This is a genomic window from Rhodococcus tukisamuensis NBRC 100609, from assembly GCF_001894985.1.
Lineage (GTDB): Bacteria > Actinomycetota > Actinomycetes > Mycobacteriales > Mycobacteriaceae > Rhodococcus_G > Rhodococcus_G tukisamuensis.
In genome coordinates this window covers 45639-68096 of record NZ_BCXG01000003.1, presented here as the reverse complement: position 1 = coordinate 68096, position 22458 = coordinate 45639, and the positions used below count along the sequence as shown (strand labels likewise).

At 69.8% G+C, this 22458-nt stretch carries 18 protein-coding genes; 7 read left to right on the top strand and 11 right to left on the bottom strand.

Annotation, left to right across the window (positions count from 1 at the left end):
• Positions 1-26: 26 nt before the first annotated feature.
• From RT2_RS04275 to RT2_RS04260, 4 genes are all read right to left on the bottom strand, one after another.
• On the bottom strand, positions 27-1175 hold the full coding sequence (locus tag RT2_RS04275; protein ID WP_072843295.1) for an acyl-CoA dehydrogenase family protein: 1149 nt from the start codon (positions 1173-1175) through the stop codon (positions 27-29).
• A gap of 49 nt (positions 1176-1224) precedes the next feature.
• Positions 1225-2415, bottom strand: a complete 1191-nt coding sequence (locus RT2_RS04270) for a CaiB/BaiF CoA transferase family protein (protein WP_072843294.1) — start codon at positions 2413-2415, stop codon at positions 1225-1227.
• Entirely contained in the window at positions 2412-3749 is a 1338-nt protein-coding gene (locus RT2_RS04265; RefSeq protein WP_083577060.1) for an MFS transporter, read from the bottom strand. The genes RT2_RS04270 and RT2_RS04265 overlap by 4 nt, the downstream gene beginning before the upstream one ends.
• A 181-nt stretch (positions 3750-3930) precedes the next feature.
• Positions 3931-4935: a LysR family transcriptional regulator gene (locus RT2_RS04260; RefSeq protein WP_174556663.1), complete on the bottom strand. Its 1005-nt coding sequence runs from the start codon at positions 4933-4935 to the stop codon at positions 3931-3933.
• Between the two features lie 154 nt (positions 4936-5089).
• Here RT2_RS04260 and RT2_RS04255 point away from each other — a divergent pair, with 154 nt between their 5' ends.
• Together RT2_RS04255 and RT2_RS04250 are read left to right on the top strand one after the other, a co-directional pair.
• Positions 5090-5509, top strand: coding sequence for a YciI family protein (locus RT2_RS04255; RefSeq protein ID WP_072843293.1), 420 nt, complete (start codon positions 5090-5092; stop codon positions 5507-5509).
• Between the two features lie 15 nt (positions 5510-5524).
• Positions 5525-6811 (top strand): RNA polymerase sigma factor, encoded by a 1287-nt coding sequence (locus RT2_RS04250; protein ID WP_072843292.1) that lies wholly within the window; start codon positions 5525-5527, stop codon positions 6809-6811.
• A 30-nt stretch (positions 6812-6841) separates the two neighbouring features.
• Here RT2_RS04250 and RT2_RS04245 read toward each other — a convergent pair whose 3' ends face one another.
• Entirely contained in the window at positions 6842-7492 is a 651-nt protein-coding gene (locus tag RT2_RS04245) for a hypothetical protein (RefSeq protein ID WP_072843291.1), read from the bottom strand.
• A gap of 241 nt (positions 7493-7733) precedes the next feature.
• Between RT2_RS04245 and RT2_RS04240 the strand changes: the two genes are divergently transcribed.
• The 3 genes from RT2_RS04240 (at position 7734) to katG (ending at position 12610) form a co-directional block, all read left to right on the top strand.
• Entirely contained in the window at positions 7734-8105 is a 372-nt protein-coding gene (locus RT2_RS04240; protein ID WP_072843290.1) for a hypothetical protein, read from the top strand.
• Between the two features lie 226 nt (positions 8106-8331).
• Positions 8332-10023 carry an alkaline phosphatase D family protein gene (locus RT2_RS04235; RefSeq protein ID WP_072843289.1) on the top strand — a complete coding sequence of 564 codons (1692 nt, stop codon included), beginning with the start codon at positions 8332-8334 and terminating at the stop codon, positions 10021-10023.
• A 427-nt stretch (positions 10024-10450) separates the two neighbouring features.
• Positions 10451-12610 (top strand): catalase/peroxidase HPI, encoded by a 2160-nt coding sequence (gene katG, locus RT2_RS04230; RefSeq protein ID WP_083577059.1) that lies wholly within the window; start codon positions 10451-10453, stop codon positions 12608-12610.
• Positions 12611-12634: 24 nt separating this feature from the next.
• On the opposite strand, the gene pdxR is transcribed toward katG, so the two are convergent.
• On the bottom strand, positions 12635-14080 hold the full coding sequence (pdxR, locus tag RT2_RS04225) for a MocR-like pyridoxine biosynthesis transcription factor PdxR (RefSeq protein ID WP_072843287.1): 1446 nt from the start codon (positions 14078-14080) through the stop codon (positions 12635-12637).
• Positions 14081-14160: 80 nt separating this feature from the next.
• Here pdxR and RT2_RS04220 point away from each other — a divergent pair, with 80 nt between their 5' ends.
• The gene (locus tag RT2_RS04220; protein WP_072843286.1) at positions 14161-14787 is read left to right on the top strand and encodes a pyridoxamine 5'-phosphate oxidase family protein; all 627 of its coding nucleotides are present in this window, start codon (positions 14161-14163) and stop codon (positions 14785-14787) included.
• A 52-nt stretch (positions 14788-14839) separates the two neighbouring features.
• Here the strand turns inward: RT2_RS04220 and RT2_RS04215 are convergent, their stop codons facing one another.
• The 5 genes from RT2_RS04215 to RT2_RS04195 all read right to left on the bottom strand — a co-directional run bounded on the left by RT2_RS04215 (position 14840) and on the right by RT2_RS04195 (position 21250).
• On the bottom strand, positions 14840-15655 hold the full coding sequence (locus RT2_RS04215; protein WP_072843285.1) for a mycofactocin-coupled SDR family oxidoreductase: 816 nt from the start codon (positions 15653-15655) through the stop codon (positions 14840-14842).
• Entirely contained in the window at positions 15652-17196 is a 1545-nt protein-coding gene (locus RT2_RS04210) for a flavin-containing monooxygenase (protein WP_072843284.1), read from the bottom strand. The genes RT2_RS04215 and RT2_RS04210 overlap by 4 nt, the downstream gene beginning before the upstream one ends.
• A 22-nt stretch (positions 17197-17218) precedes the next feature.
• On the bottom strand, positions 17219-17821 hold the full coding sequence (locus RT2_RS04205) for a TetR/AcrR family transcriptional regulator (protein WP_072843508.1): 603 nt from the start codon (positions 17819-17821) through the stop codon (positions 17219-17221).
• Positions 17822-18043: 222 nt separating this feature from the next.
• Complete coding sequence (locus tag RT2_RS04200) at positions 18044-20485, bottom strand: beta-glucosidase (RefSeq protein ID WP_072843283.1); 2442 nt, start codon at positions 20483-20485, stop codon at positions 18044-18046.
• 147 nt (positions 20486-20632) lie between these two features.
• Entirely contained in the window at positions 20633-21250 is a 618-nt protein-coding gene (locus RT2_RS04195) for a TetR/AcrR family transcriptional regulator (protein WP_072843282.1), read from the bottom strand.
• Between the two features lie 131 nt (positions 21251-21381).
• On the opposite strand from RT2_RS04195, the gene RT2_RS04190 reads away from it, so the two are divergent.
• Positions 21382-22374: a poly(ethylene terephthalate) hydrolase family protein gene (locus RT2_RS04190; protein ID WP_139191154.1), complete on the top strand. Its 993-nt coding sequence runs from the start codon at positions 21382-21384 to the stop codon at positions 22372-22374.
• Positions 22375-22458 lie beyond the last annotated feature (84 nt).

The following is a 22458-nucleotide window of genomic DNA, read 5'->3' as shown; positions in this document are numbered from 1 at the left end:
TGGCCCGCCGGGGCCGGATGGGATGCCTACAGGCCCATCGACTTCGAGATGACGCTCTTCATGACCTCGCTGGTGCCGCCGAAGATCCGGGTGACCCGGGCGTCGGCGTACAGGCGTGCGATCGGGTACTCGCTCATGTAGCCGTAGCCACCGTGCACCTGCAGGCACTTGTCGATGACCCGGGCCTGCATCTCCGTGCAGAACAGCTTCACCTTGGCGGCGTCGGCGGGGGTGAGGGTGCCGGCGTCCAGCGCGATCAGCGCCTGGTCGACCAGCGCCTGCCCGGCCTGCAGTTCCGTCGCACACTCGGCGAGCACGAACTTGGTGTTCTGGAAGTCGGCCAGCGGCTTGCCGAACACCAGGCGCTCCTTGGCGTAGTAGATGGCGAGGTTCACGGCGGCGGTGGCGGTGGCCAGGCCGGTGATCGCGATCGAGAGTCGCTCCTGCGGCAGGTTGTGGGCGAGCATGCCGAACGCCTTGCCCTCCTCGCCGAGCAGGTTCCGGGCCGGCACGCGGACGTTGTCGAACGTCAGCTCGGCGGTGTCGGACGACTTCATGCCGATCTTGTGCAGGTTGCGACCGCGGATGAAGCCGGGCATGTCACCCTCGACGACCAGCAGCGACAGGCCCTTGCGGCGGTTCTCGGGATCCTTCGAGGTGCGCGCCACCACGATCACCAGGTCGGCGTTGATGCCGCCGGTGATGAAGGTCTTGTTGCCGTTGAGGATGAAGTCGTCGCCGTCGCGGACGGCGGTGGTGGTGACGCCGGCCAGGTCGGAACCGATGCCGGGCTCGGTCATGGCGATCGCGCTGACCAGGCCGCCGTCGGCGAAGCCGGGGAACCAGCGGTCGCGCTGCTCCTCGTTGGCGTACTCGAGGAAGTACGGCAGCACGGTGTTCAGGTGCACCTGGAACCCGCCGAGAGAGGCTGCGGCGTAACCGATCTCCTCGTAGACGACGGTGTTGAACAGGAAGCTGTCGATGCCGCCGCCGCCGTACTGCTCGGGCACCTGCAGGCCGTTGATGCCGATCTCCGCCGTCTTCTTGTAGAAGTCGCGGGGGATGGAACCGGCGGCCTCCCAGTCGGGCAGGTTCGGGGTGATCTCCTTGGCGATGAACTGGCGGACGGAGTCGCGGAAGGCGTCGTGTTCTTCGGTGAAGATGCTGCGCTGCATGGTGTTTCCCTCTTCGAAAGTGTGGATGGCGGCAGGTGGGTGCCGGTGGTCAGCGGATGCCGACGACCTTGTCGGCGACGAGTGCGTCGACCTCGTCGGCGGGGTAGCCGAGCTCGGTGAGCAGTTCGGCGCTGTGCTGGCCGAGATCCGGGTCGCCCTCGGTCGAGAGCTTGGGCATGCTGCCCAGGTGCCAGGGCGAACCGAGGGCGGTGTTCGACACCCCGTCGGTTCCGCTGACCTCGATGAACAACCCGGACGCCTCGACATCGGCGCTCCGCATGGCCTCGGGGTAGGTGTTGATCCTGCCCGCGACAACGCCGTTGGTGGTCAGGAGCTCCATGGCCTCGTCGCTCGTCATCGCCCCGAACGCGCCGCGCAGTTCGACGAGCATCGCCTTCCGGTTCGCCACCCGCAGTGTGTTGCTCGCGAAGCGCGGGTCCTCGGCCACGTCGGGACGCCCGATGAGGCGGCACAGCCGGCTGAAGTGCCCGTCGGAGTAGGCGGACAGGACGAGGCTGCCGTCCTTGGTCGTCATCACGTCCGCGGCGGGGGCGATGCTGGGCTGTCCGTTGCCCTTGCGCACGGGCTCCTCGCCGGTTATCAGGTACTGGCCCCAGTTCGTGCCCTGCAGGTGGATCGCGACCTCGAGCAGCGAGACCTCGACGGTGTCGCCCTCGCCGGTGCGGAGCCGGCGCACGTAGGCCGCGAGGATCGCCTGCGCGCAGACGTAACCCGAAGCCGCGTCGACGATCTGGGAGCCGACCTTCTGCGGCTCGCTGTCGGCCTCGCCGGTGACCCACATCATGCCGCTCTCGGCCTGCGCCGCGATATCGAGCCCGGGCCGGTACTTCGACGGTCCGTGCAGGCCGAATCCGCTGACGGTGGCGTAGACCATCCACGGGTGGGCCGCCAGGACATCCTCGGCGCCGAGCCCGAACGACTCCATGACGCCCGGGCGCAGGTTCTGCACCACGATGTCGGCGCCGGCGATCAGCTTCCGGGCGATCTCCTGTGCCTTCGGGTCCTTCAGGTCAAGCGCGATGGCCCGCTTGCCGCGGTTGTAGTTCTGCAGCATGGCCTCGCCGGCCGGACCGATGCCGCGGGCGGACTCGCCGTGTAGCGGCTCGACCTTGATCACGTCGGCGCCGAGGTCGACGAGAATCTGGGTCGCGGCCGGGGCAGCGATGAACTGTCCGAAGTCGACGACGCGAACGCCGTCCAGGGGCTTGTTGACGATCATGCTGTCTCCTCGACACTGGGCCGTGCGGCTTGTTCGACGCGGCGGCGGATGACGGCGATGTCGCGCTCGGGGTTGACCAGGAACACGGCGATCACCGCGCCGACGATCATCAGGGCGCCGCTGGACTGGAATCCGATCGCGTAACCGGTGATCTTGTCGACGGACGAGCCGACGGCGAAGCCGAGCACCAGCGGTGCCACCATCCCGGAGATGCTCGCGACGGCCGAGAGCATGCCGAGCACCATCCCGCGCTTCTTTGCCTGGACCACGTCGGCGATCGCCGAGAGTGCGACGCCGAAGGCCGCGGTGTTCAGCGAGAACGCGAGGGCGATCAGGATCAGCTGCGGCATACCCTGCTGGAGGAAGGTGAACCCGGCCATCGACAGGCCGGCGCCGGCGACGAGCACCGCGCTGAGGTAGCCGCGGGCGATCCGGCGGGAGACGCCCCGCGCGACCAGCCGTCCGGAGAACCAGCCGGCGGCGATGGCGCCGATGGCGGCGAGCCCGTAGGGCAGCATCATCAGCTGACCGGTGGTGGCCGTGTCGTAGCCCAGGCCTTCCTGGAGGTAGACGGGCAGCCAGGCGATCTTCAGCGTGGTCGACCAGTACGAGCTGAACATCAGGATGGCGATGCCGACGACGGTGCCGGTCTTGAGAATCGCCTTGTACGGGGCATCGACCGTCTCGACCACGACCGTCGAGACCGGGGCCTCGCCGTCGTCACCGGCGGTGCGGCCGAAAATCAGCCAGGCCACCGCCCACAGGATGCCCATCGCGATCAGCACGTAGAACGCGGCGTGCCAGCTCCACCTGGAGATGATGAAGGTGAGGGTCGGTGCGGCGATCAGGGTGCCGATCGAGGCGCCCGAGGAGACGAAGCCGCCGGCCATCGCCCGCTTCTCCGGTGGGAACCAGGAGTGCGCGGCGTGGTTGGCCAGTGCGAACGCGGGACCCTCGGCGAATCCGAGGATCACCCGGCAGGCGATGAGGACGCCGAAGCTGACCGTGCCGAGCAGCGGGATCATGGTGGCGACCCAGGTCAGCATCAGGCCGGCGAGCAGCCAGCGGAGGTTCACCCGCGAGGAGAGCCAGCCGAAGAACAGCGCGCCGGCCGCGAACAGCCAGAAGAAGCTGCTCTGCAGGAGGCCGAACTGCTGCGAGCTCAGCCCCAGGTCCTGCTGGATCTGGACACCGGCGAACGCGATGACGGATTTGTCGGCGTGGTTGATGAGCATGAAGAGGACCAGGAGGCCGACGACGATCCAGGCACGCCGCTTGTTCGTCGGCTTCGGTGGTGACGTCGCGGCGATCGGCGGCGCGGTGGTTTGAGTCATGGTGGTCCCTTCGGAGGAAACGATGGGGACACCGGCGGCGTGCATGTGGGCCAGGACCGGAAGGTGACTGCCTGTGTGGATCGTCAGTCGCGCCGCGGCGGTGTGATCGGGTACACACCATTGAAAGTGCAGCGACCGATTGGGTCAAAGACAAAAAATGTTGCAGAAATACTGCAATTGCCTATGAATCGAGGTCGGCCCGGGCATTGTGCTCGCGCATCTGGCGGTCGCCGGCGTCCCGGGTCAGCCTCGCGGCCTCGACCAACGACCGGCCGAGGGTCATATGGCCGACGACGGACTCGGCGAACTCCCCGAACGAGTCCCGGGCGCACGCCAGGAACGCCGTCGAGGCCGCGGACGTCCGCCCGGGCCGACGGACCACACCCATCCGGCGGGTCAGCCGCGGCATGAGTTCACGCACCACTCCGCCGCGCGGCAGCGCGTCGAGCCCGGTGCGGAGCGCGACGATCGACACCCCACCGCCGGCCAGGACGATCGGCAGCACGGCGCCACGCTGGCGCACCTCCACCGCGACGTCCGGCTCGACGCCGTGCATCCGCAGCGACCGGTCGATGAAGTCCCGGGTCGCGGTGCCGCGCTCGCCCATGACGAACGGGACGCGCGAGAGCTCCTTGATCGGCACCGGGTCGGGCCAGCGCGATTCGGTGCCCGGCGGGCACACCAGCACCAGCTGCTGGTCGATCAGCTCCTCGCCCACCAGTTCGTCGGTCGGCAGGGGCAGCGACAGGATGCCCAGCTCGCAGGCACCGGACCGGACGAGCGAGACCACGTCGGCGGTCTCGTCGCGCTCCTCGATGTGGAAGCGCACGTTCGGGTACTGCTGCCGGAACTTGGCGACCCACACCGACAGCGGGTCGGAGGACAGGTCGGACAGCGAGGCGATGTCGATGCGGCCGCCGCGCATCGCGCCGACGTCGCGCACGGCGTTCTCCGCCGATTCCACGTCGCGCAGGATGGCGCGGGCGGGACCCACGAGCGCCTCACCGGCGGGGGAGAGGACGAGCCCGCGGCCGACGCGGTGGAACAACTCGGTACCCAGGTCCTTCTCGAGCTTGCGCACCGCCTGCGAGAGCGACGGCTGCGCCACCCGCAACTGCGCGGCGGCGCGGGTCACCCCACCGAAGTCGACGACCGCGAGGAAGTACTCCATCTGGCGCAGGTCCATGGCCCAAATCTATCGGCCGCCGCGCGTGTCGCGACCGGGCCGGGCTTCGACGGGGAAAGAAGATCGACGGGGGTGTCGATCCACGGCATTTCCCGTTCGACCTATGGGTGAGAGGGTCCGAGGGAGGGCCCGGCAACCGAGGGAGAGAAGAACCATGAAGTACATGCTGATCATGCGCGCGACGGACGAGGCCTACGCGGGGATGGCGAACGCCGACATGAACGAGATGCTCGAGACCGTCGGCCGGTTCAACGACGAGCTGATCCGGGCGGGCGTGCTGGTGGCAGCGGAGGGGCTCGACGACGCCGCCGAGGGCGTGGTTGTCGACTACTCCTCCGACCCGCCGGTGGTCACCGACGGCCCGTACGGCGAGACCAAGGAACTGTTCGGCGGCTTCTACATCCTCGAGGTGGCGTCGAAGGAGGAGGCGGTCGAGTGGGCCAAGCGGGTCCCGTCGGCGGGGCCGGGCTTCAAGACCGAGATCCGCCGGGTCCCGTCCGTCGACGAGTTCCCGCAGGACAACGAGTGGATCCAGAAGGAGCGGGCGTGGCGCGAAGCCACCGGCCAGCTCTGAGCGGACCGGCAGGCGATGGCCGACCCCACCGGCCGTGAGGCCGTCGCCGCCGTCTGGCGGATCGAGTCCGCGCGAATCGTCGGTGCGCTCGCGCGGTACACCGGCGACTTCGCGCTGTCCGAGGACCTCGCCCAGGAGGCGCTCGCCGAAGCGCTGGTGACCTGGCCTCGCGACGGCGTGCCCCGTAACCCCGCGGGGTGGCTGCTCACCGTCGGCCGGCGTCGCGCGATCGACGCGTTCCGCCGTCGCTCCGCCCTCGACGAGAGGTACGCCGCTCTCGCCCACGACCTGGGCGAGGGCGGCGTCGTCGCGGGCGGCGCACCCGCCGATCCCGCCCGCGGCGCGGGGGACGTGCTGTGGGATCCGGACCAGATCGACGACGACGTGCTCGCGCTGATGTTCGTCTCCTGCCACCCGGTGCTGTCGAAGGAGGCGAGGGTGGCGCTCACTCTGCGGGTGATCGGCGGCCTGACCAGCGACGAGATCGCCCGGGCGTTCCTCGTCCCGACCGCCACCGTGCAGGCCCGGATCACCCGGGCGAAGAAGACCCTCGGTGCGGCGCGGGTGCCGTTCGAGGTGCCGCCGGCGCCCGAGCGCGCCGAGCGGCTCGGCTCGGTGCTCAGTGTGGTCTACCTGATCTTCACCGAGGGGTCCTCGGCCAGCTCAGGTGGCGAACTGATCCGGTTCGACCTCGCGAGCGAGGCGCGGCGGCTCGCCAGGGTGTTGGCTCGGCTGGTGCCGAACGAACCGGAGGCCCACGGACTGCTGGCGCTGCTCGAGCTGACCGCGGCGCGCTTCCCCGCCCGCACCGGTGCGGACGGTGAGCCGGTGCTGCTCGAGCACCAGGACCGCCACCGCTGGGACCGGGCCGCGATCCGCCGGGGACGCGCCGCCCTGGTCCGGGCAGAGCAGGTCGGCCGGGGCCTCGGTGCCTACGGGCTGCAGGCGGCGATCGCCGAATGTCATTCCGTCGCAACGTCGGTCGCGGCGACGGACTGGGAGCGGATCGTGCTCCTCTACGAGGCGCTCGGCCGGCTCGCGCCGTCGCCGGTGGTCGACCTCAACCGGGCGGTGGCGGTGTCGATGGCGCAGGGGCCGACGGCGGCGCTGCGGATCGTGGACGAACTGGCGGCTGCCGGGGCGCTGTCGACCTCGCACCTGCTGCCGACGGTTCGCGGCGAGCTGCTCACCCGGCTGGGACGGACCGGTGAGGCCCGCGCCGAACTGGAGCGGGCGGTTCGGTTGTGCGGCAACGAACGTGAGCGGGAAGTGCTGCGGCGCAAGCTCACCGACCTCAGCTGACCCGTTGTTGCCTTCGGACTGGTTCCAGAGTCAGTACTCGCGGACCAGCTCGGGATGCCGGGCGCGAAGGTACTGGCCGCAGAACGTAATTGCCTCGTCTGCGAGCGACGGCCAGGCCGACCGGTCGTAGTTGGCAAGTTGGGCGAGGGTGTCCGCGACGGTGACCGTTCCGTTCGCATGGTTGCGCAGTACCGCGGTGGGGTCGGCCCAGTCGACCGCAGTCGCAGTCGGGTCGAGGGGGCCGTGCGCGGCGATGGTCGCGGCGTCGGCCGACTCGGTGTATTCGCCGCGGGCGACCGCTCGGCGGGTGTCCTGGGCGATCTCGGCGGTGGTCTCGAGTGCCGCGACGAGCCAGTGCCGCGGATCTATGGTCGAGCGGATCAAGACGGCGACGAGCGGTGTCGGGTCGGGCCGGGTCCCCTCGGTCACGGCGCCGATCACCACGGCCACGTCGTCGTCGACGACCGCGAGAGGGTGTGCGGTCAGGCTCAGTCGCGGCGCCCCCAGCAGGTGCGGGCGCGGGTGCGAACCTCCGGAGCCTTCGGCCGCGAGAAGTTGTCCCAGCAGTGGTCCGGTTGCCCGGCGCGCAATCGACCAGCGATCACACTCGGAGATTGCCTCGAGGAGAATTTCGACGGTGTACAGCGCACCGACCCGTCGTGGATCCGTGTTCCGGTTCATCGGCCAATCATGTCGGCATCGCCCGCTCCTCGGCTGGAGGACGCGGCGCTTCGATGTGGTGAGTTTCGACGGTGTACAGGTGGATGGTCGGGTTTGGCTGGGCGGCAACTGGTTCGGCCGGGGATACGATTGTCTTCGCTTGCTTCTCTGCGGACCACGGGAAGAAGGACGACGGCCACTCTAGGTGATGCGGATTCGCGAACTGGAGCAGGCGAACCCGGGTTCGACGAAAGGAATTCCAATGTTCACCCGCAAAGCTTTTGGTCGAACGGCGGCCCTGATCGCGGCGGCCGGAGCGCTCTCGCTGGCGGTTCCTGCCGCTGCGTCGGCTGCTCCCGCCCCCTTCCTGCCGTCCTCGATATCGAGTTGCGCACCTGGTGAGTGGCTCACGTTCACCGCCGACCGGGTGGCGCCCGACCGGATCAACTACACCACCACGGCGCCGCAGTCGAAGTGGAACGGTGCCGTCGTCCAGTGGACCAACATGACCACCGGGTCCCAGGGCTTCGCGTTCCTCAACGCCCCGCCGGCGAGCGTCGGAACGGGTCCGGTGGTGAGCATGGTGGTCGGTATTCTGCCCTGTGCGGTGTCCTCGGGTGCGGTCGTGTCCTGACATGCGTTGATGCTCTGGACCACCAACTCACTGGCTCGTTCGTGACGTGCGGAGGTCGTCCATGGAACGGCACTGGTCAGGGCCGTTGCCCCGACGTTGCCGTCGGCGACACAGGCGCGGCGGATTCGTCCAGGCGCTACCCGCGTTCGGTGAACAATTGACCAACAAACTGTGAATCAGGGATTAGGGTCTGAGCGTCTACCCTCCTACATCCCTGAGGTGGCTCGTGTCTCTTTCGCCCCGCAACGTCTCCCGTCGCACCCTCCTGACCGGCCTGTCCGCGCTCGCCGGCGCGAGTCTGCTGCCCGCCAATGCGAGCGCCACGCCGGTGCTGCGCCAGGCCCCGGACGCAGGGGCGGGGCTGATCCGCAACCCGGAGTTCGGCAACGGCGTCATGGCCGGGGTGCCGCGCACCGATGGGGCGACCTTGTGGACGCGGGTCGGTGGCGCGGGCGGCAGCGGCAGCCTGGGGACCGGCAGCATCGATCCCGGCAGCCTGGGGGCCGGCAGCGCCGGTAGCAGCGGCAGCAGCGCGGCGGGCGGCGAGCTGGCCCTGATCGTGTCCAAGCGTGAGGACCTGTCCAGCCCGGTGCTCGCCGAGCGGGTTCAGGTTCGCGAAGAAGACGATGGCACAGTGCATTTCGACGTGAACGGGCTGGCTCCGGGGGAGTCCTACTACTACCAGTTCCGGGGCAACGGGGGTGAGTCGGAGGTCGGTCGGTTCCGGACGCTGCGGCCCGCCGACTCCAACGAGCCGGTCCGCATCGGCTGGTTCACCTGCCAGGGCTTCGAAGAGGGCTACTACGGCGCGCACCGGCACCTCGCCGAGGAGGACCTCGACTTCGTCGTGTGTCTCGGCGACTACGTGTACGAGTTCACCAAGCCGGGCGTCCGGGGCCTTGACACCAACCCCTTCCCGCAGACCATCGAGGGCATGCGCGCGAAGTACCGCAAGTACCGCGCGGACGCCGACCTGCGGCTGATGCACAGCCAGCACGCCTTCATCCCGATCTGGGACGACCACGAGTTCCGCAACAACTACAGCAAGGACGGCTGGACCTTCCCGGTGGTCGCGCCAATCGACAGCGCGGTCGGATTCCAGCAGAAGAAGCAGTGGGCGTGGCAGTCGTGGTTCGAGCACATGCCGGTGCCGCGGTTCGCCGACGACCCGCTGCGGACCTACCGCTCGCTTCGGGTGGGCAAGACGGTGGAGCTGTTCGCGCCGGACAGCCGGCAGTACCGCGACGTGCAGCCGGGCGGCGACGTGGACCACACCGTCTGCCCGGACGCCGATGCTCCGGGCCGGACCATGCTGGGCGCGACTCAGAAGAACTGGCTGCTCGACGGCATGACCGGGTCGGACGCGCGGTGGAAGGTCGTGGCGAACGCCAGCATGATGATGGGCATGGTGACCGAGGACGACGGCGCCCGCGGCTACTACGACACCTGGGACGGGTACGGCGCCGAGCGGAACGAGATCCTGTCCACCGCGGCCCAGTCGATCGAGAACATGGTCCTGGTCACCGGTGACGACCACGACGGGTGGGCCGGCGAGCTGTGGGACACCGGATTTGCGCCCGGCACGGTCAGCGGCGCGCAGGGGAACACCGCCGGCACCCGCCGCGCTGGCGTCGAGTTCGTCGTCCCGTCGGTCACCTCCGGAAACACCGGTGACGGCGGCGCCACCGGCAGCTCCGACCCCGACGGCGCGCGGGCCGAGGAGCTCAGCCGACGGGCCAAGAACCCGCACGTCAAGCACGTCGACATGGTCAGTCACGGCTACGGGGTGCTCGAGGCCGACGCTGGCGAGGCGCGATTCCAGTTCCGGTCCGTCGACAAGCTGAACCCGAACGCCGGGGTGACCACGTCGAAGACCGTGCGGACGCCGGCGGGACAGTCGGTGGTCGAGTCCGCCTGACGCACCCGGACTGGCGGTGAGCGGCGGGGCGTCGATTCGATCGCGTCCCCGCCGCGTCCTCCCGTTCGAACTGCCTTCCTTCGAATCGCGGACGCCGGGCGACCACGGTCGCCCGAACTCTTGACTCACTCCGGAAAAACGCGCCATTGTGTAGGTGTGCCCTCGACGGGGGATTACGCAGCGCCGCTGCGTCTGATCGAGCTGCGCGCGACCCGCCCGCGGGCCGCGCGACCAGAGGCTGTGCGCGACCGTCCACCCGTCGGCACCGTCTCGCGGCAGAAGCCCCGTGCCGGGGCCCACCGTCGTCTCGTCCGCCACTCCTGCGGAGTCGACATCACTGGATTCGCGACCACGTCGGTGACTACCGATTCACGCACTCCCGGAAGGAAGGTTCGCCGTGTCCAACAGTGAAAGCGAATGCCCGGCAATGGACTCCCCGTCGCCGCAGGAACACCAGCCCAGGACCAACCGGGACTGGTGGCCCAACCAAGTGGACCTGCAGGCGCTGCGCCAGCCCTCGCCGCTGGCCGATCCCATGGGCGAGGACTACAGCTACGCGGCGGCGTTCGAGACGCTCGACGTGGAAGCGTTGAAGCGGGACGTCATCGAGCTGATGACGTCGTCGCAGGACTGGTGGCCGGCGGACTACGGCCACTACGGGCCGCTGTTCATCCGGATGAGCTGGCACGCGGCCGGCACCTACCGCATCGCGGACGGCCGGGGCGGCGCCGGCGAGGGCGCCCAGCGGTTCGCCCCCGTCAACAGTTGGCCCGACAACGCGAGCCTGGACAAGGCACGCCGGTTGCTCTGGCCGGTCAAGCAGAAGTACGGCCGCAAGCTCTCCTGGGCGGACCTGCTGGTCTTCGCGGGCAACTGCGCGATGGAGTCGATGGGGTTCAAGACGTTCGGCTTCGGCTTCGGCCGTGACGACATCTGGGAGCCGGACGAGGTGTTCTGGGGGCCGGAGGACACCTGGCTCGGCGACGAGCGCTACACCGGCGACCGGGAACTCACCGGTCCCTTCGGCGCCGTGCAGATGGGCTTGATCTACGTGAATCCGGAAGGGCCCAACGGAAGGCCGGATCCGATCGCCGCGGCCGTCGACATCCGGGAGACCTTCCGCCGGATGGCGATGAACGACGTGGAGACCGCCGCACTGATCGCCGGCGGTCACACCTTCGGCAAGACCCACGGCGCGGGCCCGGCCGACCTCGTCGGACCCGAACCCGAGGCCGCGCCGATCGAGCAGCAGGGACTGGGCTGGAAGAGTGCCTTCGGCACCGGCGTGGGCAAGGACGCGATCACCAGTGGCCTCGAGGTCGTGTGGACGCCCACGCCGACGAAGTGGGACAACACCTTCCTGGAGCTCCTGTACGGCTACGAATGGGAGCTGACCAAGAGCCCGGCGGGTGCGTGGCAGTTCACGGCCAAGGACGGTGCCGGTGCGGGCACGATTCCCGACCCGTTCGATGCGTCGGCGGGGCGGGCCCCGACGATGCTGGTCACGGACCTCTCGCTGCGGCTCGACCCGGCGTACGGTCCGATCACCCGGCGCTGGCTGGACCACCCGGAGGAGTTGGCCGACGAGTTCGCCAAGGCCTGGTACAAGCTGCTGCACCGTGACATGGGGCCGGTGACGCGCTATCTCGGTCCGTGGGTGCCGGAGCCGCAGCTGTGGCAGGACCCCGTCCCCGCGGTCGACCACGACCTGGTCGGGCCGGACGAGATCGCCGCGCTCAAGGCCACGGTCCTCGCCTCGGGGCTGTCCGTCTCCCGGTTGGTGGGGGTCGCGTGGGCGTCGGCGGCCACCTTCCGCGGCACCGACAACCGCGGCGGCGCCAACGGGGCACGGATCCGCCTCGCGCCGCAGAAGGACTGGGAGTCCAACGACCCGGCCGCGCTGGCGGAGACGCTGGCGACCCTCGAACGGATACGCGCCGACTTCGACGGCGCGCGGTCCGACGGCATCAGGATCTCGTTGGCCGATCTGATCGTCCTGGCGGGATGCGCGGCCGTCGAGCAGGCGGCGAGAAACGCCGGGCACGACGTCACGGTCCCGTTCGCACCGGGTCGCACCGACGCCGCCCAGGAGCAGACCGATGTGGAGGCGTTCGAGGTGCTCGAGCCCCGGGCGGACGGGTTCCGCAACTACCTGCGCGCCGGGGAGAAGACGCCCGCCGAGCGACTGCTGGTGGACAAGGCGAACCTGCTGACGCTGACGGCCCCGGAGATGACGGTGCTTGTCGGCGGGATGCGCGCTCTGAATGTCAACTACGGACAGTCCGCCCACGGCATCCTGACCGACCGGCCCGAGGCGCTGACCACCGATTTCTTCGTGAACCTGCTCGACATGGGCACGGAGTGGAAGGCGTCCGCCGAGTCGGAGAACGTGTACGAGGGCAGCGCTCGCGGCACGGGCGAGGCCAGGTGGACGGCGACCGCCGTCGATCTCGTCTTCGGGTCGAACTCGCAGTTGCGGGCGCTCGCCGAGGTGTACGCGAGCGACGACGCGCAGCCGAAGTTCGTGGCGGACTTCGTCTCCGCGTGGGACAAGGTGATGAACCTGGACCGGTTCGACCTGACCTGACCTGCGCCGGTGGGTGCGCGGCCGTCAGCTGTCCGGTCGGCAGAGGTGCCGCCGCACCACGTCGGCGATGACCGCCGCCACGGTGTCCGCCTGGGTTTCCGGGAGACGCGCGTAGCCGCACACCAGCCCCCGGGAGGTGCCCCGGTCGGCGAGGTACGCGGAAAGCGGCGGCACCGTGATCCCGCGGCGACTCAGCGCCGCGGCGATCGCGTCGTCGTCGCATCCGTCCGGCAGTCGGAGCACCAGGTGCAGCCCCGCCTCGACGCCGTCCAGGCGGACGCCCGTGCCGTGCCGCCGGAGCGCGGTGACCAGGGCCGTCCGGCGTGCGGAGTAGGTGCGTGACGCCCGCGCGAGGTGCCGGGTGAGGGCACCCGACTCGATGAACCGGGCGAACGCCAGTCCGGTGACGGCGCAGGCGGTTTCGCCGCTGAGTGCGAGCGCCTCGGAGACCGGGTCCCGCAGCGCTCGCGGCGGCAGCATCCAGGCCAGCCGCAGCGACGGGGTGAGGACCTTGGAGGCGGTGCCGATGTAGGTCACGCACTCGCGGCCGCCGTCCAGGCTGCGCAGCGCCGGCAGCGCGGACACGTCGTACCGGAACTCGCCGTCGTAGTCGTCCTCGATGAGCAGCCTCCCGGTCGCGGCGCCCCATTCGACCAGTCGGGCACGACGGGGTGCGGGGAGGCGGGCGCCGAGCGGGTACTGGTGTGCGGGCGTGCAGTACACGGCCGCATCGGTCTCGAGTAGCGACCGAGGGTCGAGGCCGTCGCCGTCCACCTCGACGGAACGCGTTCGGGCGCCGGACATCTGGAGCGCCCGGCGGGCGTCGACATAGCCTGGCTCCTCGAACGCGACATCGCGTCCCGCGAGCCCGGCCGCCACGGTGATGGCGCGCAGGGCCGATGCCACACCCGGCACGATGACCAGGTCGTCCGGGTCCGCGACGATGCCGCGGGTGCGGCGCAGGTGTCCGGCCAGGGCGAGCCGGAGCTCGGCGTGGCCGCCGGGACCCGGCGGGGTGAACTGCACGGGTGCGGCGGCGGCCGCCCGCCAGGCCCGGCGCCAGTCCGTGGTCGAGACGAGGGAGGCGTCGGGATGGCCCGGGGTGAGATCCCACGTCGGCGGGGGCCGACGCGGCGGGTGCGCCGACGCGGTCACGGCGGCCGTCGTCGGGACGTGTGAGGCGGCCCCCGCGGTGGCCGCGGAGTCTGCGCCTTCCGCGATCCGGGTGCCGGAACCCGGACGCGCGACGACGTAGCCGGCGGCGACGAGCTCGTCGTAGGCGTCGACCACGGAGGACCTGGACACCGCGAGGTCGGCGGCCAGCGTGCGCGTCGACGGGAGCGCGTCCCCGGGGCCGAGCCGGCCCAGCCGGACCTGCTCGACGATCGCCTCCGCGATGCGGTGCCGCAGCGGCGACGCGCTGACCGGCAGTCGCAACGCGAGGTTCAGGTCGGGGGAGTGACGGGACATGTCTGCCAACTTAGTGGTCTGGCTGTTTGGTGTAGTTCTGGACCTGTTGAGCAGTCCGGAAACCCTGCACGATTCGGTGCATGGACCGGATCAGGAGATACCCAGAACTCGCCAGTGGCCACCGGGCCGACCTCGACGCGGTGCTCGACGCGGCGGCGGTCGGCACCCTCGCGACGGTGGTGGACGGAATGCCGTGGGTGGTGCCCATGCTCTACGCCCGCGACGGCGACCGCATCGTGCTGCACGGCTCGACGGGCGCGGGTGCACTGCGACACGTCGCGGCCGGTGCGCCCTCCGCGTTCTCCGTCACGATGCTCGACGGAATCGTGGTGGCGGACACGCTTTTCGACTCCACGGCCAACTACCGGTCGGCCGTCGTACGCGGTTGCCTGACCGGCTTCAGCGGAGACGAGGCGGTGAGCGCCCTCGACCTGCTGTCCGATTCGCTGATCCCCGGTCGTAGCGCGGAGGTGCGTACGAACCTGAAGAAGGAGCTCGCGGCGACGCTGGCGATGGCCCTGCCCATCGAACCCGGATGCTGGACGGTCAAGGTGCGCGACGCGCCGCCGCCCGCGCCGTCGACGGACTCCGGCGGATGGGCCGGCGTGGTCCCGCTGCGGACGGTCGCCGGTGAGCCGGTGCCCGCACCCTGGGTGGCCGGGGGCACCCCGCCGCCCGAGTCGGTACGCCAGCTCGTGCTCATGTGAAGTGCCGGTGGGGTCGGCACGGTGCCGACCCCACCGGGTGAACCCGGTTCGGTCAGCGCGCGAGGAACCCCTTGTCCACCGGTATCTGCGCGCCGGTGATCACGGCCGAGGCGTCGTCGGCGAGCCACACGACGGCCTCCGAGATCTCCGCCGGCTCCACCAGAGCGTCGGTCTCGAGCAGGTTGGGCGGGTAGCTGTAGACGTACGTGGGGTACTGCTCGAAGAGCTTGTACATCGAGGTGTCGTTGCCCAGCGCCGTGTTGGTGCCGTACGGCAGAACGCAATTCGCGCGAATGCCGAACTCGCCCAGTTCCACCGCCAGGGCCTTGGTCAGGCCGACGACCCCGAACTTGGCCGCGGCGTAGTGGCCGCAGCCGGGAGGCGCCTTCACGCTCGCCGACGAGCCGACCGTGATGATGGACCCGCCGTTGCCGGCCTCGATCATCGCCGGCACCGTCGCCTTGATCGTGTTCCACACCCCGGTCAGGTTGACGTCCACGGTCTCCTGGAACTGCTCGGCCGAGATCTCCCAGATTCGGCCCCAGTTGCACACACCCGCGTTGGCGACCACGACGTCGAGACGGCCGAAGGTCTCGATCGTGTCGGCCACCACCGCCTGCTGGCCCGCCAGGTCCCGCACGTCGACCTGCCGGGTCAGGACCTTGCGTCCCTCGGACTCGATCAACCGCGCGGTCTCCTCGAGATCGGCGGGCTCGGCCATCGGGTAGCCGCTGAACTCGGCGACCTGTTCGCAGACGTCGACGGCCACGATGTCCGCCCCCGCCTGCGCCATTCGAACCGCATGCGAACGGCCCTGTCCCCGAGCCGCTCCCGTCACATAGGCGACTTTCCCTGCGAGTGAGCTCATGTCTGAACCTCCGTGAGTGTGTAGTCGAATGCGTAGTCGTCGAACGATGAGAACCGGCTGAACCAGAAGGCACCGCTGATGGTCTGCGGCCGGTAGTAGAGGGCCTCGCCCTGCGAGTTGACGAAGTAGGTGCGCAGGCCGGGGTTGCTGTCCACGGTGTAGGCGCTGATTGCCTTGCCGTGGCGGTGCATCTTGCGCACCCACCGGGCGAACGCCTCGGTGCGTACCTGTGCCACCGTCGCACCCCTCCGTCCGGTCTCGGTGATCACCCGCACGGCGTGCCGCGCGGTCAGGTCCACGAATGTGTGCCACGCGATGCCGACGTACCCCTGCGGGGCGACCAGCGACCAGCGGTTCGGCAGGCCCGGGTGCGCGCTGCCGCCGTAGCTACGCAGCCCGTTGCGGCGGTAGTCGTCGGCCAGGTCGAACCCGTGGGGGCCGACGACGGCGCCGCTGAGGTACGTCTCCGGGTCGGTGAACAACTCGTATCCGGTGGCCGCGACGATCAGGTCGTACGGGCGCTCGGTGCCGTCCGAGGTGCGGATGCCGTCGGCGGTGACCCGTTCGATCGGGTCGACGACCAGCGACACGGACGGATCCGCGAGCGCGGGGAAGAAGCTGCTCGACAGCACCGGCCGCTTGGCGAGGATGCCGTAGTCGGGAACCAGAGCATCGCGAATGCCATCGTCGGTGACGTTGCGCCGCAACAGGGATCGGTAGATCGACTGCCAGATCCGGTCGTACTGCGGCATGACCGCGGCGAGGAACTTGCGTGGCAGCAGTGGCAGCACGTTGCAGAGGAACTGCATCGGCAGTTCCATGGCGGCCAGCGCGGACCCGTTGACGACGGCGCCGGCGCCGGGGATCGAGAGGAGGCGGTGGGCCCGTGCGGACAGCGCGACGTCGGGCTTGGGCAGGATCCAGGACGGTGTCCGCTGGTAGATCTCGACGCTGCGGGCCTGCTGGTAGATGGCCGGGACGATCTGCACTGAACTCGAGCCGGTGCCGATCACCGCGACCCGTTTGCCGGACCAGTCGTAGTGGGGGTCCCAGGCGTTCGGGCGCAGGACGGTTCCGGCGAACTCTCCGAGTCCCTCGATGTCGTTCGCGGACTTGGCGTTCACGTAGCCGCCCACGGCGTTGATGACGAACCGCGCGCGCACGGGGGCATCGTCCTCGATGTGCAGCACCCACAGCCGCTCCGACTCGTCCCACACCTCTCGGCGGACGGTGCAGTTTCCGCGAAAGTACTTGTGCAGGTTCAGGTCGCCGGCGACCCTCCGGTTGTACTCCTGGATCTCCGGGCCCGTCGGGAAGAGACGCGACCAGTCGGGCTTGCGCGCGAAGGGGAACTGGTAGAACAGCGTCGGCACGTCCACGGACAGGCCGGGGTAGACGTTGTCGCGCCAACTGCCCCCGAAGTCGTCGCTGCGTTCGAGGATGACGAAGTCCTCGATGCCGGCCTTCTGCAGGTGGTGCGCGGCGGTGATGCCGCCCGGCCCGGCGCCGATGACGGCGACGTCGACGTACTCGTGTGTCATGCCAACTCATTCCTGTTGGTCGTCAGTGACGTGGTGCCAGCCCGTCGAGCATGAGGTCGCCGATGCGCGTCCGTGCGTCGTCCGCGCTGCTGAATCCGGCCACCGAGAACGGCAGGATCTCCAGGCTCAGGAGGACCCGCACGATCAGGTCGCCGGCGTGCATCGTGTCCAGGCCGGCGTCCACCTCGCCGCGCCGCTGGGCGTCGGCGACAAGCGTGGCCCAGAAGGCGGCCCAGGTGCGGCAGAGTTGGTCGCCGTAGTGCTCGAGCAGCGTCGCGATGATGCTCTCGGTGCGCAGCGGCGGGACCAGGGCCTGCGGGGTGGTGGCGTGTTGGTAGATGAGGGCGGCCGCCTCCCCGACCTGGCTTCGCAGCGTCTCCTTGGGCGTCACGGCGGCGGCCAGCCCATCGATGAAGGCGCTGCAGAGGTAGGCGAGTCCGGCGTTGATGGCCGCCTGTTTGTCACCGAAGGCGTTGTACACCGTCCCCCGGGACACCCCGGCCGAGGTGGCGACCTCGCTCAGGCGGAATCCTCGAACCCCGTTGCGCCGCACGCATTCTGCGGCGACACGAACCAGTTCGAGGGGTGGGTCGGCGATCCCTGCCCCGTCGTTCCCGCTGAGCATGTTGAACAAATTACGCCAAAGTGTTCAATGCGATGCCCGATTCGAAAGAATGCCCCGTCACCGAGCCCGCGCCATTTCAGGCAGCGGGCTCGGGGACGGGGCATTTCCTGACCATGCCCGTCCTACCGCGAGGGACGGTGTGCCGGGGATGGTCCACAGGCCGGCCCACCGCGAGGGACGGTGGGCCGGCACGATCTCGGGCCGTGCTCGACAGCTGAGCTGTCAGACGGCCGCTTCGATGGGCAGGGCGAGGGGGCAGTCGGCGGAGGAGCCGCCGACCATCAGGTCATAAGCGCCGGGGCGGTAGGCCCATTTCCGGCTCGTCTCGTCCCATGCCTCGAAGGCGCGCTGCGGCAGGGTGACGGTCGCCGTCACGGTTTCGCCGGCAGCCGCCTCGACGCCCGCGAAGCCGACCAGCGCGCGGACGGGCCGGGACGGGTCGCCGTCGACCGGGGCGAGGTAGACCTGCACGACCTCGCGTCCCGGCCGGGATCCGGTGTTGCGGACCCGGACCGTGACGGTCTCGCCGTCCCACTCGACGTCCTCGTACTCCCAGGTGGTGTAGCCGAGGCCGTGCCCGAACGAGTACGCGGGCGCGACGCCGGACCGGTCCCAGGCGCGGTAGCCGATGAACAGGTCCTCGGTGTAGGCGAGCTTGCCGTCGGTCGGGGTGACCTCGGTGACCGGGCAGTCCGCGAGGGTGGCGGGCCAGGTGGTGGGCAGCCGGCCGCCGGGCTCGGCAGCGCCGGTGAGCACCTCGGCCAGCGCCGAGCCCGCCTCCTGGCCGGGGAACCAGCTCAGCAGCACCGCGGCGACGTCGTCGCGCCACGGCATCTCCACGGGGGCGCCGGAGTTGACGACCACCACGGTGCGCGGGTTCGCCGCGACGACGCGGGCGACCAGCTCGTCCTGGCGTCCGGGCAGCGCGAGGGTGGTGCGGTCGAAGCCCTCCGACTCCACCTTGTCGGTGGTCGCGACGACGACGACGGCCACATCGGCCTGGGCCGCGGCGGCCTCGGCCTCGGCCATCAGCTCCTCGGGATCGCGCTGCGGCTCGAGATGGCCCAGGGCGAAGCTGACGACGGCGATGGGTGCGCCCTCCATCTTCATCGGGTCGTACCGCAGGGAGACCTCGACGGGCCGCCCCGCCTCGAGCTCGACGACAGCGCGGTCCTTCGGCGAGCCGAAGAACATCTCGAACGGGTCGAAGCTCTCCAGGGCCTGCTCGCCCTCGAACACGGTCTCGCCGTCGACGGACAGGGTGAACTGGCCGATGCCCTTGGTACCGAAGCGGTGCGGGCCGGACAGCTCCGGCGTGAAGGTGCCGAGGATCTCGATGGTCTGCAGCGACGGGTAGTCGATGCCCTCGGGGAGATCGCCCATCCACATGATGTTGCCGTCCGCCAGCGGGAGCTCGCGCTGCAGCGAGCCGTCCGCGGTGAGGCAGCGTGCGCGCAGGTCGAACCCGCGGTCGGCGACGCCCATCTCTTCGCTGAGCACCGTGCCGACGTTGTAGCTCAGCGTGCCCTCGGGCAGCGCGGCCGTCAGCCCGTCGAGCGGGGAGACGACGGTCTCGGGGAAGACCATGGCGGAGCCGCCGCCGAGCACCCGGGCTTCGCGTGCGGCGAGGCCGATGAGGGCGACGGTGGTCTCGGCGGGGGCGATCGGCAGCACGGCGGCGCCGTCGACCTCGGCGTTGCGGGCGAGCACGAAGGAGCGCCGGGCGACCTCACGCGCGATCTCGCGTCCGTCGACCTTGGCGGGGAGCTCGGAGACCGCGGCCGGGGCGCCCTCGAGCAGGCCGACGCGCGCCGCGAGCAGCAGGACGTGGCGCACGGCCTCGTCCACCACGGCCTCGTCGACCTCGCCGTCCTGGACCGCCTTGACCAGGAGCTCGCCGTAGACGGACACCGGGCCGGGCATCGCGACGTCGAGGCCGCCGAGGATCGCGCCCACCGTGGAACGCGTACCCATCCAGTCGGAGACCACGATGCCGTCGAAGCCCCACTCGTCGCGGAGGACGCCGCGCAGCAGCTCCGCGTGCTCGCTCATCGTGGTGCCGTTGACGCTGTTGTAGGCGGACATGATGGCCCACGGGCCGGCGTCGCGGACGATCGCCTCGAACGGGGCGAGGTAGATCTCGCGCAGGGCCTCGGGGGAGACGATGTTGTCGACGAACATGCGGTCGGTCTCGGCGTCGTTGGCGACGAAGTGCTTGACGGTGGCGCCGACGCCGCCGGACTGCACGCCGCGGACGAAGCCGGAGCCGATGGCGCCGGTGAGCAGCGGGTCCTCGGAGTACGCCTCGAAGTGCCGGCCGCCGACGGGGGTGCGGTGCATGTTCACGGTGGGGGCGAGCAGCAGGTGCACACCCTTGCGGCGCGCTTCCTGCGCGAGCAGCGTCCCCGCCCGGGCGATCAGTTCGGGATCCCAGGACGCGGCCATCGCGGTCGGGGAGGGCAGCAGGACCGACGGGTCCTCCGGACCCCAGCTGGCCCCGCGCACGCCGACCGGGCCGTCGGACATCACGACGGAGCCGAGACCGATCTCGGGGAGCGGCGGCAGCGTCCAGATGTCCTGCCCCTGGAGCAGCCGCGCCTTCGCGTCCAGATCCAGCTTGGCGAGCGCCGATTCGACGGCCTCGCGGATCGCTTCGTCTTCCATCGTGAACTCCTTCGTGGTGCGACCACGACGCCGCGGGCGCGGGCGCGGGTCCGCCGGACCGGCGATACAGCCAGGCTACATTTTACCTAACATTCATTAGGCGTCGTTATGAAAAAGTTATCGATGCGGATCGAGTGGAGGCCTCGGCTAGCGCAGGTCGGCCGGGTCCTCCGCCCGCTCGGCCGCGGTGAGCAGGGTGACGAGGTTGCGGAAGGCCGCGGGCATGTCCACCTCGTCCGGGGCCAGCAGCCACTGGATCTGAATGCCGTCGAGTACGGCGATGAGCAGCGGTGCCGCCTGCTCGGGGGTGAGTCCGCCCGGCATGCGGTCGCCGAACTCCTGGTGCAGGAAGCCGGTGAAGGCGGCGCGGGCCGCGGCGTACCGCTCGGTGAAGAACTCGCGTGCCGGATGCTGTCCCGTCGCACTCTCCGCAGCCAGTGCCGTGTACGTCTGGACAACGCCAGGGCGTTCCGCATTGAACTCCACGATCTGTTCGAGGTGGGACAGCTTCACGTCCGTCGATCTCGAGAGAATGGCCGCGGTGTCCCACTGGTCGCGGGCCTCGAGCACGCCGATCAGCAGGTGCTTCTTGCTGGGGAAATAGTGCAGAATGCCCGGCTGCGTCAGTCCGACGCGCGCGGCCACCGCGGCGAGCGTGGTGGCACGATACCCGCTCTCCGCGATCTCGGCCATCGCGGCGTCGAGGATGGCCTCGCGCCTGGCTTCCGCCTTGGCTGCTCGTCCGCCCCGCTGTCGCTCAGTCACAAGGCGAGCCTAACGACGAGGGGGACGCTCCGGCGCGGCGACCTGCGGCGGCCCGGACTTCATAACGATTTTATAACAAGACCTAAGGGGCGTTAGGTGTGGTGGCTAGTCTCGGGCGTATGAAAAGTCGCTTGAGTAGAGGTGTAGTGCTCCTCGCCGCGGTAACCCTGGCTCTGCTGGGGTCCGGGGCCACGGCGCAGGCCGGTGCACCCGCGCCGGGCGCCGCGCCGACGAAGTCCGTCGAAGCCACGTACTCCGAACGTGGACCGTGGGAGGTGACCAAGCAGCAGGGGTTCGGCTGCTGCGACTCCTCCGGCCACAAGTTCGACGTCTGGTACCCCACCGACCTCGGTGCGGACGGCACCGAGCACCCGATCATCACCTGGGGTGACGGCACCTGGGCGCATCCCTTCCAGTACGACTACCTGCTCTCGCACCTGGCGTCCTGGGGTTTCGTGGTGATCGCACCCGACAACACCAATACGGGTTCCGGCCAGGAGATGTTGCAGGCGGTGGACTTCCTCGAGGGTCAGAACGATGACCCGTCGAGCGTCTTCTACCAGACGCTGGACACCGACAACATCGGCGCAATGGGCCACTCCCAGGGCGCGGTCGGCACCCTGAACGCCGCCATCACTTCCGGCGGCGCCATCAAGACCGCGGTCCCGATCGAGCTCCCCGGGCAGTTCATGTGCACGCTCAACATGCCGAAGCTGGAACCGGCGATGACCGTGTGCGCGGATCCCACGAAACTCACCACCGGCTCCGTCCTCTACGTCAACGGCTCCGGCAGCCCCATCTCGCCGTCCACCCAGCCGCTTCCGTTGGAGCAGATCGGCCCCCAGTCCGCGCAGGGCTACTTTGCAGCCACTCCGGATTCGGTGCAGAAGGCGATGGCCACGCTGAACGGCCCGAACCACAACGACATTCAGGGCCAGCCCGGCTGCCCCCCGAACGACCCGGGCTGCGTCAGCGGCGTGCAGGGGTTCCTCGGTGTCCTCACCGCCTGGAACATGGACAAGCTGCAAGGCGACGAGTACGCGCACGGCGCCTTCGTCTCCGGCACCGGCGAACTCTTCAGCCAGACCGCCTGGAGCAACCAGGCGAGCAACATCACCGGCTGATCCCGGCGGCGCCGGCGATCGGCGCAACTTGAAGATCTTCCACGCGATCGGTTCCTGCCAGCGGCAGGAACCGATCGCGTGTTT

Bases quoted from the DNA above. Each gene is read 5' to 3' on its own strand.
- RT2_RS04275 (WP_072843295.1), bottom strand. From the start codon at position 1,175: ATGCAGCGCAGCATCTTCACCGAAGAACACGACGCCTTCCGCGACTCC.
- RT2_RS04270 (WP_072843294.1), bottom strand. From the start codon at position 2,415: ATGATCGTCAACAAGCCCCTGGACGGCGTTCGCGTCGTCGACTTCGGA.
- RT2_RS04265 (WP_083577060.1), bottom strand. From the start codon at position 3,749: ATGACTCAAACCACCGCGCCGCCGATCGCCGCGACGTCACCACCGAAG.
- RT2_RS04260 (WP_174556663.1), bottom strand. From the start codon at position 4,935: ATGGACCTGCGCCAGATGGAGTACTTCCTCGCGGTCGTCGACTTCGGT.
- RT2_RS04255 (WP_072843293.1), top strand. From the start codon at position 5,090: ATGAAGTACATGCTGATCATGCGCGCGACGGACGAGGCCTACGCGGGG.
- RT2_RS04250 (WP_072843292.1), top strand. From the start codon at position 5,525: ATGGCCGACCCCACCGGCCGTGAGGCCGTCGCCGCCGTCTGGCGGATC.
- RT2_RS04245 (WP_072843291.1), bottom strand. From the start codon at position 7,492: ATGAACCGGAACACGGATCCACGACGGGTCGGTGCGCTGTACACCGTC.
- RT2_RS04240 (WP_072843290.1), top strand. From the start codon at position 7,734: ATGTTCACCCGCAAAGCTTTTGGTCGAACGGCGGCCCTGATCGCGGCG.
- katG (WP_083577059.1), top strand. From the start codon at position 10,451: ATGGACTCCCCGTCGCCGCAGGAACACCAGCCCAGGACCAACCGGGAC.
- pdxR (WP_072843287.1), bottom strand. From the start codon at position 14,080: ATGTCCCGTCACTCCCCCGACCTGAACCTCGCGTTGCGACTGCCGGTC.
- RT2_RS04220 (WP_072843286.1), top strand. From the start codon at position 14,161: ATGGACCGGATCAGGAGATACCCAGAACTCGCCAGTGGCCACCGGGCC.
- RT2_RS04215 (WP_072843285.1), bottom strand. From the start codon at position 15,655: ATGAGCTCACTCGCAGGGAAAGTCGCCTATGTGACGGGAGCGGCTCGG.
- RT2_RS04210 (WP_072843284.1), bottom strand. From the start codon at position 17,196: ATGACACACGAGTACGTCGACGTCGCCGTCATCGGCGCCGGGCCGGGC.
- RT2_RS04205 (WP_072843508.1), bottom strand. From the start codon at position 17,821: ATGCTCAGCGGGAACGACGGGGCAGGGATCGCCGACCCACCCCTCGAA.
- RT2_RS04200 (WP_072843283.1), bottom strand. From the start codon at position 20,485: ATGGAAGACGAAGCGATCCGCGAGGCCGTCGAATCGGCGCTCGCCAAG.